The organism is Candidatus Pelagisphaera phototrophica (genome assembly GCF_014529625.1).
Taxonomy (GTDB): domain Bacteria; phylum Verrucomicrobiota; class Verrucomicrobiia; order Opitutales; family Opitutaceae; genus Pelagisphaera; species Pelagisphaera phototrophica.
This window is the reverse complement of sequence record NZ_CP076039.1, coordinates 300,200-313,978: the sequence shown is the minus strand read 5'-3', so window position 1 is coordinate 313,978 and position 13,779 is coordinate 300,200. Positions and strand designations below refer to the sequence as shown.

The window sequence follows — 13,779 nt, the reverse complement described above, 5'->3', positions numbered from 1 at the left end:
CCGTATAGTAAATATGGGATATAGAAACGGTTTAAGAGTCCTAGCATTGCTAGCTAAACGGTATTGTACCGGTTGCATGGAAGAGGAAGTGTCAAAACAAATTGGATACAGCGAGGTGATGTTAAAAGTACTAATGATAAAGTAACAGAATTGGGAGGCGCCCTATCAATGATAATAGTAATGCCCGTTGCCAGTGAAGTAAAAAAAGCTATTGCAATTCGGTAAAATCAACAGAAACCAGGAACGGAAAATAATATAATCCTTACAATATCATTAATAAGTATTATTACTAGAAGTTTAAGTATGGTATTTTTAATTTAGATGAATTATGTCCTTTAATTAAAAATGATAATAATAAATAAAAACTAAAGATCAAAACTATTTCCTGTGCCCATTCTTTAATACCTAAACTAAAATTATTTATATCCGCAAGATTTACAGTAATAACATCTATTTTATGAAATTCCACATACGATATTTCAGATTTTTATATTTCATTTTCAAAAATAAAAATATTCCTTATAATTTAGGTGATTTTATCAGGTCAAGAAGATACAGAGAGAATGGCTGGCGTAATGATAAAAATTATACAACTAAATTTTTGAAGAAATATCCTAGAAGTATATGCGATGAATATTATAATTTAAATAAAAATGATAAACAAAACGAAATTAAATATTATGATGATAAAAATATAAACTTTAATCTACTAAATAATATTATTCAAGAAAGATTACGAAACAATAATATAGAAAAAACTGATCATATTTATATACATCTAAGAATAGGGGATGTTATCGATAAAATCACATCACCTATTAAAAATCGCAGTAAAGATCTAGATTATACGGAATATTTATTAAAACCACAAACACATTGGAATGGTGTAAATTATGTTTATCCAATGAAATATTATCAAGATATCGAAAAAAAAATTGATAATAAAATAGGTAAGAAAAATAAAATTATTATTATAGCCTATAAATATAACAAAGACAAAAATAGTAATTCATTTAAATATACAATGGCAATTTATAATTTTTTTAAAGAAAAGGAGTATAATGTAGATATATCATATGAAGAAAATCCTGATATCGAATTTATAAAATTATGTAATTCGAAATATTTTATTAAATCATTAGGTGGATTTTCTTATTTAATTGATAAGATTAGAAAGATTAATAATGAAGTTATATTTTAATCAACAACAATTGATCTATATCTTAAAAATCTCTAAACTCGATACCGAATTCTTTTTTATTTATTCTCAATAAATTTTTATTAATCTATTTATCTTATCTTTTTTACTTACTAAAAAGGAGATTGGCAATATGAAGAGTTTGTGCCGTGCACAGAAAAGACCTATCATATTAAAGCAAGAAAGAGATTCCGTGCCATGGGAGTTTTTTCAATGGGAGCCGGCGAAACATTCTGTTATGCTCTTTATTGGCCTGATTTGTTTTCAGCCGCATGTCCATTAAGTTGTCTCAGCAGCAAGCCCACCTTAGAATCAAGGGGAATTCTGATTTAGCTGGGGATAACCACATCCCCCTAGCAGATGAGGAATAAGCGGCATCAGAAGAGATATTAGCCTTAGTCAGAGAGGCCGCTGAAAGAGGCCACGTTGAATCAATGAATGGGATAGGGGTTTTATACCGAGATGGCTGGGGAGTTAAGAAGGACAGTGAGCTAGCCGCTCGTTGGTTCAATGTAGCCGCGAGGCAAGGGGATGGCAGCTCTGTTTTCCATGTATCGCAGATGTACCTGAACGGCGAGGGGATAAAACAGGATAGAGTCGTTGCCAGCGTCTGGGCCACCGTTGCCTTTGCTAAACGCATTGAAGGCGTAGGGGAGATTTTAACTATGCTCGACAAGGAGCTGACTGAGAAAGAGATCGATCAGTCGATACGGATACTCATTGAGATTAATAAGAAGCACCTAGAGATGCTGAGAGGGTTAGTTGCCCACGTTAACTGTTAGTCAGTTTCTCGATCAAAAACGCTTCGAAGCTTCCGTAACGAGTCTCAGCATGTTCAGGAGAAACCACCGAGCATTCCACCCCGAGCTTCTTCATGGCTTTTTGCAGGTGCAGCCCCAGTTTTACATGATGAACCCAAGCTCCTGCTTTTGTTTCTCGATTCACAAACAGGTTTCCTCGCGTATAGTTCATGTAAACGGGAGCGTCGTCTTTTGTCAGGTGATTAATGGGTGATGCATCCTCCATGAGTTCCTCTACATGCGGATAGTTCCATTCCGTCGCATCGGTAACAGCAAACATGGGGAAGAGGGCCTCTTCGGCTGGCAGTTCGGGGACATTGAAGATTTTGCGGAAGTCGCGAAGATCGTAAGTCGATTGTCCGTTCCTGGTAGCCACCGCGGTAATCCGGGTTGATTGTCGTGAGATCGGATCATCGCTTTTGGGATCGGCCAGGTCTTCATGAAAACCTAGCCAAAGTGAGATGCCGGCTCCGGCCGAACCACCATAGCAGGCAACTTTGTCGGCATCTAAATTCCACTCCTTGGCTCGGCTGCGGATTGTCTGCAAACAACGAGCGGCATCTTCCATCATGATCGGGTAGGGTCCTGTCCCGGATAAGCGATAATGAATAGCTGCTACGGATAGACCGGCTTCTTGAAATCGTTTCAATGAGTCTTCCGTGATGGTATTTTTGTTTCCTTTGCGAAAGCCTCCGCCGTGAATGTAGATGACGAGCGGTGTGGTGTTATCTGATGGTGTTATCCAAATATCGAATACGTGCCTTTCGTGTGCGCCATAGGAAACATCCGCATGGGTAGGGACAGGCTTCTCGGCCACGACTGCATGAGATAAAGCTACAATGGTAAAAAAGAGGATCGATGCGTGTTTGAAGATCATATAATTAGAGGAATAGAATGAATTTGATTGATAGGAAATTCAATTGTTCCGATTTGATGCGGAGGGATGCAGCCGAAACGAGAGTTCGCGGCGTTGGTGAATCGCGTCAGACACTCGCTGAGCAAGCGATTCGCCGCCTTGCGCTACTTTCGTTTCGACTAGCACCACTGTATCAAATCTTTTTGCATGTGGTATTAAAAAACATCCTAATCTATTTACACGGTTACCAATCGTGTATAATTGTACTCAGGCAATCTGGGGGAGCTTCCATGGGCTGCGGGGCTTTCGGGGCTGCAGCATTCCATTAGCTCGGGCGTCGTTGACGAACTGTTCCTTTTTGGGATCCCATTGCAGTTTGCGGCCGCATTTGATGGCGATGAGGGCGAGTTGGCAGAGCGTGTCGGAACGTACGGCGGAATCGATCGGGGCAATCGGTTGGCTCCCGTTCCTGATAGCATCGATGAAATTACGATAATGATTCGCACTTACCAGTAGACGAGTGGGTAGGGCGTCCTCTTTGTTATTAGGATCGCGAAGAAATCCTTTACTTTCGGGATTGATGGCTCCACGGGTGACGTGGAGAGAACTCTGGTCGCCCACGTAGTTCACCCCCATGCGGTGGTGGCCCTGATCGCTGAATTCGATGGGGGGCGCTTTCTCAAACTCAAAACGGACCCGCCAATCCAAAACCGTATCGCAGGTACCCGTTTTGGGGAAATTTCCCGTTCCCTCGACGCTTACGGGTCCAGTGCTGTCCGTTCCGTTACCCCAATTGGCTATATCCATATGATGGATACCCCAACAAGAGATCATGCCGAGGGAATAGTCAGCGATGAGTTCGTGAAAAGAGCGCTTTAGGCGTTTTTCATTGAATGGTGCCGATGGAGCGGGACCGGACCAACGCTCCCAGTCGACCCATTCCGGGATCGGCTCCTCAGGAAACTCTTCGGACACTTCGCCGCCCGGTACCCCCACTTCGATCTTCTGAATCTCTCCTAGTCGTCCGTTCATGGCTAGCTCGGAGGCCCACCGGAAATAAATGCTAGACCGTTGCTGTGTGCCAAACTGAAAGATGATATTGTGCTTTTTTACAGCGGCACGGACCATCTGGGCTTCTTTGAGAGAGAGTGCCATGGGTTTCTCGTAGTAGATGTGCTTGCCTTGGGCGATCGCATCCAGCGAGGGAATGGTGTGCCAGTGGACGGGCAGGGCCATCATGATCGCGTCGATGGACGGGTCTGCATTTAGCTCGCGAAAGTCCGTGTAGGATCTGAGGTCGTTGCTTTCGCTTTGCTCTGAAATAGCCTGACTTGCCCGGCTTAAATGCGTCTGGTTGACGTCGCAGATGGCACCGATGCGAACGTCGTCAAGGCCAAGGAAATTCCTGGTATTGCCGAGGCCGCGGGCTCCGACTCCCAGCATGCCCATATTTATCCGCTCGCTTGGAGCCACCTTACCGTCACGGCCCAGTGCCGAAGCGGGAAGGATCGTAGGGAAGGCCAATGCGGCACCTGTTGCCTTTGTTATAAATTCGCGTCTGCTGATGCGGCTCTGTTTCATGGGATATTATTGGTTTTTTAAAAATTAGATAGGGCTCGTTTTAGAACCCTGCTAGCCGGATGGCGATCTAAAAGGAAGGTCCTGTAGGTTCTCAGGATCCTAAATTAGATAGTTGGCACAGTTAAGGCTCTGGCTTCTTTGTGGTCTTTAGAAGTCTTAGAGACTGTCCAACAAATCAGATTTTGGGTCGTTTTCGTCCAGATTAGTCTGTCGCAAGGCGTGTACATTGCGGGGTATCCATGGAATGGCTATCCGCTATGCGTTCAACGCGACGCGGTCCCGTCTGGTTGGAAACCCACTAGGGGCAGCGTCCTTTTCCGTTTATGGCTGTGTTGCAGCCGAAGGCCAAGGCCCTGCAGGCATTGGCACCTCGCCTACGCCTTGCCGAAAAGAAAAATGCTAGCTCGGAGGCACATTCTGATTTATCGGACAGTCGTTTAGATGCGGCTAGTTTTTGTAACTGAGCTTGATTGATTGGGAAAGAATGTCAGTATCTACTTATGAGACCGATCTTATCCCTGCTCCCGATACTACTTTCATTCACAAACAATATCGTTGCAGAACCGGATCCGGTGATGATCCGATTGGTGGACCCGCTTGACGAGCCAGAGTTCTATTGCGTGGATATACCAGGTTTTCGGCAAAACGTACAGCTGCAGGCGCCGTTGATGGCTCACACGCTGAAGCGATTTGGATCAGCTGATGAAATGTGGACCATGGATTACCCATCTAAAGGGCAAATCTACGCCAGCGAGTACGGACTTTGTATCCAAGCGGCAAGCGCGAAGCAGGGCGCTACTCTATTACTCAAAGAGCCGAGCGACTCCCCTTTGCAGCGCTTTAAACTTACCAAAGAAGGTGCGCTTGTCCTGGTCGATAACCCTGAATTGGGGTTTTCAGTAGCCGGCGGCGAAGGCTCAAAGGCGGGTGGCCCCAGTCATTTAAGAAGAGATATGAGATTGGGAAGGCTGAGCGATACGGATGCCACCCTGACCTCATGGAAACTCATTGAGAGTGCGGAAAGTTGGCCTGAATGAGAATATTGAGACGGTTCTAAATTTGATTTAATAAAAAGCTAATTTTTCTATGATCGAACAGAGACTGTATTGGGACGTCATGAAGGTTCACCTGGTGCTTCTTGTTTCATTGCTGTGCGTTATTTTTTCTGAAACGGGTCATGGGCAGTCGCCTGCGGCCGTCAATCAGCCGATTTCGGACGAAGAGCTTGTGGAGCTGGCTCCAGAGGGTGTGATTGTTTTTCCAGATATCTCGTATCGAGAAGGAAATGACGCATGGAAGCTTGACCTTGCCATGCCGGAAGATCGTCGCGATGGACGACTGCCGGCCATCATATATATCCATGGAGGTGGGTGGGTTAGAGGTGACAAGCGCGGCCAGGGCATTGAAACCTCATTAGGGTACGCTACGAAAGGCTTCGTTTCCATTTCCCTAAACTACCGGCTTGATTTGGACAAGATCGCTTGCGTCGAGGATGTGAAGTGCGCGGTCCGCTGGTTGCGGGCTCACGCGGAACAGTACAACGTCGATCCCAACCGCATTGGCGCAGCCGGAAACTCCGCTGGGGCTCACTTGGCCTTGCTGCTGGCAATTTGTCCCAAATCTGCAGGGCTCGAAGGCGACGGTCCCTATCAGGAGTTTTCGAGTCGGGTCCAGTCAGCCCATTGCAGTTCAACACCGACGAAGCCCCGTTTTAGGAGAGGGAAAGGGGGCGGTCAAGACGTGACGAAGCTGCATGCGATGAGCTACGTCAGTGCGGATACACCGCCCCTTTTCTTTATACACGGTTCTGCCGACACGAGAATGGCTCCTGTGTCACAGTTGGATGAATACGTTAAGGCCTTGCGAGAAATTGGCACCAAAGACATCACCTATGTACGATATGACGACGGCACCGGCCACGGCGCTTATGTGCAGCATCTGCAAGAGTCGCGCCGCTCTCGGGAAGCGTTTTTCATTCGGACTTTGACGAACAAGGGCAATGAGGACTAAGGCATAAGGCTGTGGTTGATATTATAAAATCCTACCCGCGACTCTGGAGCGGATCCTGCCCGGATATCGCCCGGATCAAGTGAGCTAAGCGAGCGTTGTTTAAATACCACCCTCAACTTAATCGAATTCCGATTCCTTGTTCGGCCCGCCCGCGGATGCGGTGCTTTTCGTCTTCCGTTGTTGATTGGAAATTCAATTGTTCCGATTTGATTCGGAGGGGGTTGATAGGAAAATTGTTCCGTCGGTAATTATGCAAAGCAAGCTGACAGAAAGCGGGAATCAGGAAATCTAAAAATTTACCGACAAATTCGAATTACAAAGCTGTTGACCCAAGACATCGGTTTTATAGTCCATAATAGAGACTCGTAGCTCGCTAACCGACTTTAAAATCATGAGAACCTCTCGAATAATTGCATATCTGGTAATACTAGCTTTCAGCCGTCATTTGTGTGCGGACGCTTTACACGTTGTCCAAGAAGAAGATGGACAAACTTTGTCTGTTTTTCGCGACGGGAGTTCGGATGCGATTTTGATTCAGCATAGCAGAGATGATCATCGTCCTTACATTCATCCGATCGTATCACCTGATGGCCAGGGCGTTCTAACAGAATACAGTCCTGGTCATCATCCGCATCAAACTGGTTTGTATTGGGGGTTTACTCGCATCAATGGACGGGATTTCTTTCATAATCCAGCGAATGGATATTGGAAGCGGGAGAGCAGTCGGATCATTGCCAGCGAGGGAAATGTGGTTGAGTGGGAGACCGTGTACGTTCTACTCGACGAGTCTGGGAAATCGATTATGCGAGAATCACAGATCTGGTCGATGCGAGATAACAACAAACAGTATTTCATCGATTTGACTTGGACGGGCGAGGCCTTAGTCGATCTCGATTTTGACGAATACAACTACGGAGGTCTTTTCCTAAGAATGCCATACAAGCGAGGGGAAACCGATGGAATGGCAGTAAACAGCTCTCGTCAGAAAAATGAGCGTGCCGAGGGACAAAGATCAGTGTGGGTGGATGTAGGCATGGAAATCGAGGGACGCGATGACTGGGGGCACATTGCAATTTTCGATCATCCAGAAAACCGTAATTTTCCGCAAAAGTGGCGAGTTGATCGACAGTTAGGAATTGGTCCGGCTCCCTCTCGTATGGGAAATTGGAGTATTAAGAAGGGCGAAAAAGAAACTTTTAAGCATCAGCTTGTCGTATACGGTGGTGAGTTCGATAGCATTACGGTCAACGATCAGTGGAAAACCTACACTGGTCAAGGAGGTAACTGGGCACTTTGGAATCTCGCCAAGCAAGAGGGTCGCAACGCGGAGTTTTTGTCGGGTCCGGAAGCGGTCGAGAAAATGACTGTAGCAGATGGATTGGCAGTCAACCTTTACGCATCGGAGCCCGAAATCACTCAGCCAATGGCTTTTTGCTGGGATGACCGAGGCCGTTTGTGGGTTGCGGAAAACCGTGATTACGAAACGCGTCGAACGGGGTTCTCAGCAGATGGAAACAGCCGGATCTTGATACTAGAGGATGAAGACGGTGATGGTGTCATGGATTCTAAGAAAGTCTTTATGGAAAACATTCCTTTCCCAGCTGCCATGGCATGGGGATTCAACGGTTTGTGGCTTGGTGCTCCACCGAATCTACTTTTTGTTCCGGATCGAGATGGCGACGACAAGGCGGATATAGATAATATCGAGATCCGCTTGAGTGGTTGGGGTATTCGCGATCGTCATGAAGTTCTTAATAGCTTTATCTGGGGGCCCGATGGGTGGCTTTACGGTTGCCAGGGCTTCGCTACACCCTCGATGGTGGGTAAACCAGCAGGCGGAGGGCGGATCTATCAGCATGGGGAAGCTTTCCCCGCAGAATTCGAGGCGGAAGATCCAACCTATATCGATGGAGGCGTCTGGCGTTATCACCCAATAAAAGACCGTTTCGAGGTGGTTGCCCACGGGTTTAGTAATCCTTGGGGAGTCGATTTTGATGATCACGGACAAGCTTTCATTACGGCTTGTGTGATCCCGCATTTGTGGCACGTCATTCCTGGAGGAATTTATCATCGTCAGGGTGGCCGGCATATCAATCCTCATGTCTATTCGGACATAAAGACGATAGCGGATCACAGGCATCGTTCTGCCCATGGCGGAGCTCGTATATATTTAGCGGATACGTTCCCGGAAAGGTATCATAATCGTGTATTCATGGCCAATATCCATGAGCATGCACTTCTGACGGACATACTGGAGCCGAGCGGTTCTGGATTCATCGGTAGGGATGGCGATGAGACTGTAATGGCCAACGACCCGCAATGGGTGGGGTTTAGCATAGAGATTGGCCCTGAGGGAGCGGTTTACATGCTCGATTGGCACGACCCGGATATTTGCGGAGGGGAAGTGCTCTACAAAGATACGGGGCGTATTTACAGAGTAGCTCCCCCAGGAACAAGAACCCCAGTAGGATTCGATATTGCTACATATTCTGACGATAAGTTGGTCGAATTGCAAATGCATCGCAACGATTGGTATGTGCGGAGGGCACGCGTAATCCTGCAGGAACGGGCATTCGAAGGAAAGTTGTCAGAACATATTCATGATAAATTGTGGGATCAATTCGAAGCTGGGCCCGACGAAGGGCGAAAGTTGCGTTCACTATGGGCATTGCATGTTACCAACGGGTTAAATCGAAACCAGCTAACGCATTTGTTGGATCACAAGGATGCACACATTCGAGCTTGGGCTATTCAACTGCTCTGCGAGGATTTCAATCCAGGTCAAATGGCATTAAATCGGTTTGAGACCATGGCGGTAGAGGATCCTTCGCCGGTGGTCCGCTTGTATTTGGCATCCGCTCTGCAACGCATCCCGTCTAATCGCGTATGGAAAGTTGCGGAAGGATTGCTGAGCCACGCGGGGGATTCGGATGATCATAACTTGCCAAAAATGATTTGGTACGGGTTAGAGGGAGGCGTGGAAAGCTCCGCTGAGGTGGCATTGAATCTAGCTCTGGAAAGTGAGATTCCGATGGTTTCAAAATTTATTGCACGGCGAGCAATCGCGGCTGGAGCTGCAGATCTTGTGGTTGCTGCAATCGAAAGATCGGATAACTCGGAAAGGAGGGTACAGCTTCTTGAGGGATTTCACGAAGGCCTCAAAGGTCATATGTATTCTGAATCTCCTAGGCAATGGGCTTCTATTGAAGAGAAGCTAATGAAATCTGGGGATGTAAAAGAACGCAAACTAGCGATGGCTCTCGCAGAATTATTTGGCAGTGTTAAGGTTGGCCAAGCTCGTCTTGCACAGTATGTTCAGGAAGAGACAGGTTTCGAAGAAAGGAGAGAAATTCTCAAAGGATTCGGCAGGGACTTATATCGGCCTGCATACAAGACAATAGTCGACGCACTTGACGATCCAGCCTTGAGAGAAGTTGCCCTAACAACGGTTGCGTTTTACGAGAATGAAAGCCGATCCGAGGAAATAATAAAACGATACGACCATTTTAATGAATTGGAAAAAGATATTGCGGTAAAAATCCTAGGCACTGAAAGGAGCGGTGCGATGACGTTATTCGCAGCGTTGCGAGCAGGCAAGATTGAACGATCGGATATATCTGAGCGCGAAGCTCGTCAGCTTAAAAGAGTGATAGGACCAAGCTTTACTGATTTTTGGGGGAAGCCAGAGACTTTGGTCGTTAATGACGAAATTAGAATATCTGCCGTAGCGGGTGAGATGAGATTCGATTTGGATGAATTTGCCGTGAAGAGAGCAGCAAATATTAGGCTCATATTTTCGAACCCCGATATGATGAATCATAATTTGGTCATGGTAGCACCGGGAGCAGCAGATGAGGTTGGTTCAGCTGCGATTGCGATGGGTGCATCTGGCCTTGAACTCGGTTATATTCCAGAAAGCGAAAAAGTTATTTTTGCCTCGAGGCTCCTTGAGCAGAATGAAGAGCAACTAATCGAATTCAAAGCACCTTCAACGGTGGGAGATTATGAGTATGTTTGTACCTTCCCAGGTCATCACTTAGTAATGCGTGGTGTTATGAAGGTTATAGAATGAAATTTGAATATAGATACATTTGTATTTTGTGGAAATCATATCTTAATCTCTAATGTACTGGCCAAAACCAAAGTTGTTGATAGGAAATTCAACTGTTCCGATTAGATACGGAGGGCAGGTTGATAGGAAGTTCAATTGCTTGCCTTAGGCGAATACTGTATTTGATACATGGATACTAAATGGTGAGATTGGGTTGCCCCTTTTACCAATTCCCTTAAAGTTTTGAGAGGAATGCGTTCAGGGCTAGGTGAAACCTTTCTGGCTGATCTCGGTGGACGCTGTGGCCAGCACCCTCTATGTGGACAAGTTCGCCATTCTTCAGGTTCGAGGCAACCGATTCGTTGCCTGCACGAAGCTCTCCTTGATCGTCTGCTTTCAGAATTAGCGTCGGGCAGGAGGTCTTGGCAAAGAGGTCGCTCGCTTGAGGACGGTCGTCTAGACTTCGATAAGCGGTGTTGGGATGGTACTGTTGTTTGGACAATGCCCAGAAGTGGAGCTCTAGAAAACTAAAGTGGGGATTGCGCACCTTTTGAGAGTCGAAGAGTTCTCGGTAGTTGGTGTTGTTTCTATTTAGAATAGCCTGAACCCGATTCTCCATGGGCACAGAGTTGCGTGCAGCTTGCGCTTTCGGTGTACGTGGCACTAGTCGAGGGTCGACCAATATGGATGCTCGGGGGATATCCGGATAACGTGCTGAAAACCAGGCCACTGAAGAACTTCCCATGGAGTGGCCCATGAGGATTGGCTTCTCCAGTTCAAGAGCCGATATGAATCCCGCTAGATCCTCTACCTGCACATCGGCCGGTTCCGTTTGGGAGGGTGGATCCGTGCGTCCAAAGCCTCGTGCATCAGGCAAAATCACATCATACTGGTCTTCCAGCTCTTGCGCTACCGCTGTCCAGCACAGTCCATCATCGGAGTAACCGTGGGCTAGAACCATGGGAGGCTTGTCTCCGCCTGTGCGCCAGTAATGGATACGGATGTTGTTGGCTACGACGTAGCCCTCGGTCCAGTGGGAGGGAATGTGGGGGTCTATTGAGGCTGAAGCGATTAAAGGAAGAAGGAGTGAAAAAAGGAGGGAGTATCGCATAGAAAGGAGTTAAGGTGGATGTTGATAGGAATGAATGTGTCTCTTCGTTCGGTACAATTGAACCGATTTGATACGGAGGAACACCCGCATGAGATGGCGGAGCTTAATTCAAATATCTCGATGCGTTCGTTACAGTATGTACTATTTATTGCTGCTTGCTTGACCAGATCGAGTCAATAAGGGACGTGGCATGGCAAATCGAATGTCTTCCCGTTAGGAACTGCCGGCAAGCCGCTTTTCGGGTATTATGGTTTTTACTTAGGAGAATCTATTTAACTAGGTAAGTAGATCGGGACATCCAGGGGCTGGTTTAGTTACCGTGACCGATTATGTCCCTATTTTGCGTATGGCCGACAGATCCGAGTGATGGCCGATGAAGGTGATCGAGCGTTCTTTCGCCCAAACCCATTCATTTGTTGAATAGGCTCTTGCCGTTGATTCACCGAATTTTCGTCTTTTTGGGGTGGCGAGGAAATAGGCCAGGCATTGTTCAACGTGGATTGGAAGGCAACGGATGAGGCAGCTAGATCAACGCCTCTGGTTCCATTCTTCCGACTCGAAACGCTCGATGAGCTGTTCTTCCTCCAACTCGTCCCAATCAGGCCATGATCTAAATTGGGTTTCTGCGCCAGCGAGACGAGAAAGCGACTGGATAAAGTCGTTGTAAAATTGGGTCCAGTCGAGATCTGGCAATGCGGGTCTACAGATGGAGCCTTGCAGCAGATAGCCCTTTTTGGAGCGTTTTTGGGCGGCGCCCGCTACTTTTGTGGGAAGGTTTCTAAGGACGATGTCGTATACCTCGGGCTTTTCGAAGCATACGCTGGGCGCCGTATGTTCCGGCGAGGCGAAATTCAAAATTACTTCCACTCCTTGCTCATGCATGGAGGACACGATGCAGTCGTGGACAGAGCGGTAGCTTTCAGAGGGTTGCGACCGGGCAAGTGGGTGGCTTGCTGGTATCACGAGTGAATAGGTCCAGTCCTCAAGGTGATTGACCACACCGCCCCCAGTAGGACGCCGGCAGATCTCAGCGCTGGAATCCGAGACTTCAGACAAGGCATAGTTGTAAGTTTGGCTCATTCCAAAAGTAAATGCAGGGCGAATCCAGTCATAGTGACGGATCCTTAGCGCGTTCACGTCCGGGTAGCGATTGAGCAGCAGAAAATCGTGAGCCATGTTTTGGGCTGCGGTTTGAGTGGAATCGGGGAGAACGTGGAGTTCTTGTGGAGTCATGGACTTGTTTTATCAAATGGAGTTGTACCACACTCGAAATTGCTTGGGTACGATCAGCGACTCCAGTTGTTCTGAGAATGGTTGAGGACGCGTTTTCAATCTGCCTGCCAAAGGTTGAAGGTCTAGGGTCAGGTTTTCTTGGCGTCGGGAATGTTCGGGGTGGTTGCCTCGATTGGATTTTGATATTAAATCGGGCGAAAGCCCAAAGTGGTCCAGTATCTGTTGGCCGATCTCAAAACGAGAGAGCGGGTCGGCTCCAGCCCAATGAAGAAGGCCTTGGAGGTCATTGCGTTCACACAGTTCGACCATGGCGTCGGCCAAGTTATCGGAAAGACAAGGTTGGCGATACTCGTCTGTAAACAGGTGGGCTTTCTCGCCTCGACTCCAGGCGGCAATAAGTTGCTCGTGCAGGCTTCGATTTCCACGTGGGCTGTTTCCATTGAGAATAGGTATTCTAATAATAGATGCGAATTCGGATGCCATGTCTAGGGCTCGCTTTTCTGACTCCGCTTTATGCATCGAGTAGATACTGGAAGGGTTGGGAGGATCTCCAATGAAGTAAGGCACGGAAGCTCCATCGAATACCTGATCTGTAGAAATATGGATAAACCGAGCAAACAAATGCCGGGAAAGCAAAGCCAGCTTTTCGGGAACGAGAACATTGATACGTTCGCTCGCGCTGGGATCGGATTCGCATAAGGCGGGAATAGACATTGCCGCGCAATTCACAATCGCATCGGGGAATTGCTCCAAAACGAAACGCTCAAGTACGGCGAGATCATTGAGGTCTATTGCCTTCTGCTGACTCAGTCCAGCGATTGGCACGGCATAAGATCCTACGATGCCGATAACTTCATGCTTGCGCCGTTTTGCGGCTTGAGCGAACGCGTGCCCTAGCAATCCCGAAGCTCCTGTCAGGATAATTTTCATACAAATCTG

Annotated in this window: 10 protein-coding genes; 5 read left to right on the top strand and 5 right to left on the bottom strand. The window is 47.2% G+C overall.

Annotation, left to right across the window (positions count from 1 at the left end):
- The first annotated feature begins 457 nt into the window (after window positions 1-457).
- Together GA004_RS01550 and GA004_RS01545 are read left to right on the top strand one after the other, a co-directional pair.
- A complete protein-coding gene (locus GA004_RS01550; protein WP_283395528.1) occupies window positions 458-1,201 on the top strand; it encodes a hypothetical protein in 744 nt (247 codons plus the stop codon).
- A 431-nt stretch (window positions 1,202-1,632) separates the two neighbouring features.
- The gene (locus GA004_RS01545; RefSeq protein WP_283395527.1) at window positions 1,633-1,980 is read left to right on the top strand and encodes a tetratricopeptide repeat protein; all 348 of its coding nucleotides are present in this window, start codon (window positions 1,633-1,635) and stop codon (window positions 1,978-1,980) included.
- On the opposite strand, the gene GA004_RS01540 is transcribed toward GA004_RS01545, so the two are convergent.
- Together GA004_RS01540 and GA004_RS01535 are read right to left on the bottom strand one after the other, a co-directional pair.
- Entirely contained in the window at window positions 1,970-2,875 is a 906-nt protein-coding gene (locus GA004_RS01540) for an alpha/beta hydrolase (protein WP_283395526.1), read from the bottom strand. The genes GA004_RS01545 and GA004_RS01540 overlap by 11 nt on opposite strands.
- A gap of 246 nt (window positions 2,876-3,121) precedes the next feature.
- Window positions 3,122-4,435: a Gfo/Idh/MocA family protein gene (locus tag GA004_RS01535; RefSeq protein WP_283395525.1), complete on the bottom strand. Its 1,314-nt coding sequence runs from the start codon at window positions 4,433-4,435 to the stop codon at window positions 3,122-3,124.
- A 500-nt stretch (window positions 4,436-4,935) separates the two neighbouring features.
- On the opposite strand from GA004_RS01535, the gene GA004_RS01530 reads away from it, so the two are divergent.
- From GA004_RS01530 to GA004_RS01520, 3 genes are all read left to right on the top strand, one after another.
- The gene (locus GA004_RS01530) at window positions 4,936-5,472 is read left to right on the top strand and encodes a hypothetical protein (RefSeq protein ID WP_283395524.1); all 537 of its coding nucleotides are present in this window, start codon (window positions 4,936-4,938) and stop codon (window positions 5,470-5,472) included.
- Between the two features lie 49 nt (window positions 5,473-5,521).
- Window positions 5,522-6,445 carry an alpha/beta hydrolase gene (locus tag GA004_RS01525; protein ID WP_283395523.1) on the top strand — a complete coding sequence of 308 codons (924 nt, stop codon included), beginning with the start codon at window positions 5,522-5,524 and terminating at the stop codon, window positions 6,443-6,445.
- Window positions 6,446-6,836: 391 nt separating this feature from the next.
- On the top strand, window positions 6,837-10,517 hold the full coding sequence (locus tag GA004_RS01520; RefSeq protein WP_283395522.1) for a PVC-type heme-binding CxxCH protein: 3,681 nt from the start codon (window positions 6,837-6,839) through the stop codon (window positions 10,515-10,517).
- A 214-nt stretch (window positions 10,518-10,731) separates the two neighbouring features.
- Here the strand turns inward: GA004_RS01520 and GA004_RS01515 are convergent, their stop codons facing one another.
- From GA004_RS01515 to GA004_RS01505, 3 genes are all read right to left on the bottom strand, one after another.
- Complete coding sequence (locus GA004_RS01515) at window positions 10,732-11,607, bottom strand: alpha/beta fold hydrolase (protein WP_283395521.1); 876 nt, start codon at window positions 11,605-11,607, stop codon at window positions 10,732-10,734.
- A 528-nt stretch (window positions 11,608-12,135) separates the two neighbouring features.
- Window positions 12,136-12,840 (bottom strand): lipoate--protein ligase family protein, encoded by a 705-nt coding sequence (locus tag GA004_RS01510; RefSeq protein ID WP_283395520.1) that lies wholly within the window; start codon window positions 12,838-12,840, stop codon window positions 12,136-12,138.
- A 12-nt stretch (window positions 12,841-12,852) separates the two neighbouring features.
- Complete coding sequence (locus GA004_RS01505; RefSeq protein ID WP_283395519.1) at window positions 12,853-13,770, bottom strand: SDR family oxidoreductase; 918 nt, start codon at window positions 13,768-13,770, stop codon at window positions 12,853-12,855.
- Between the last annotated feature and the right edge of the window lie 9 nt (window positions 13,771-13,779).

Bases quoted from the DNA above. Each gene is read 5' to 3' on its own strand.
- GA004_RS01550 (WP_283395528.1), top strand. From the start codon at position 458: ATGAAATTCCACATACGATATTTCAGATTTTTATATTTCATTTTCAAA.
- GA004_RS01545 (WP_283395527.1), top strand. From the start codon at position 1,633: ATGAATGGGATAGGGGTTTTATACCGAGATGGCTGGGGAGTTAAGAAG.
- GA004_RS01540 (WP_283395526.1), bottom strand. From the start codon at position 2,875: ATGATCTTCAAACACGCATCGATCCTCTTTTTTACCATTGTAGCTTTA.
- GA004_RS01535 (WP_283395525.1), bottom strand. From the start codon at position 4,435: ATGAAACAGAGCCGCATCAGCAGACGCGAATTTATAACAAAGGCAACA.
- GA004_RS01530 (WP_283395524.1), top strand. From the start codon at position 4,936: ATGAGACCGATCTTATCCCTGCTCCCGATACTACTTTCATTCACAAAC.
- GA004_RS01525 (WP_283395523.1), top strand. From the start codon at position 5,522: ATGATCGAACAGAGACTGTATTGGGACGTCATGAAGGTTCACCTGGTG.
- GA004_RS01520 (WP_283395522.1), top strand. From the start codon at position 6,837: ATGAGAACCTCTCGAATAATTGCATATCTGGTAATACTAGCTTTCAGC.
- GA004_RS01515 (WP_283395521.1), bottom strand. From the start codon at position 11,607: ATGCGATACTCCCTCCTTTTTTCACTCCTTCTTCCTTTAATCGCTTCA.
- GA004_RS01510 (WP_283395520.1), bottom strand. From the start codon at position 12,840: ATGACTCCACAAGAACTCCACGTTCTCCCCGATTCCACTCAAACCGCA.
- GA004_RS01505 (WP_283395519.1), bottom strand. From the start codon at position 13,770: ATGAAAATTATCCTGACAGGAGCTTCGGGATTGCTAGGGCACGCGTTC.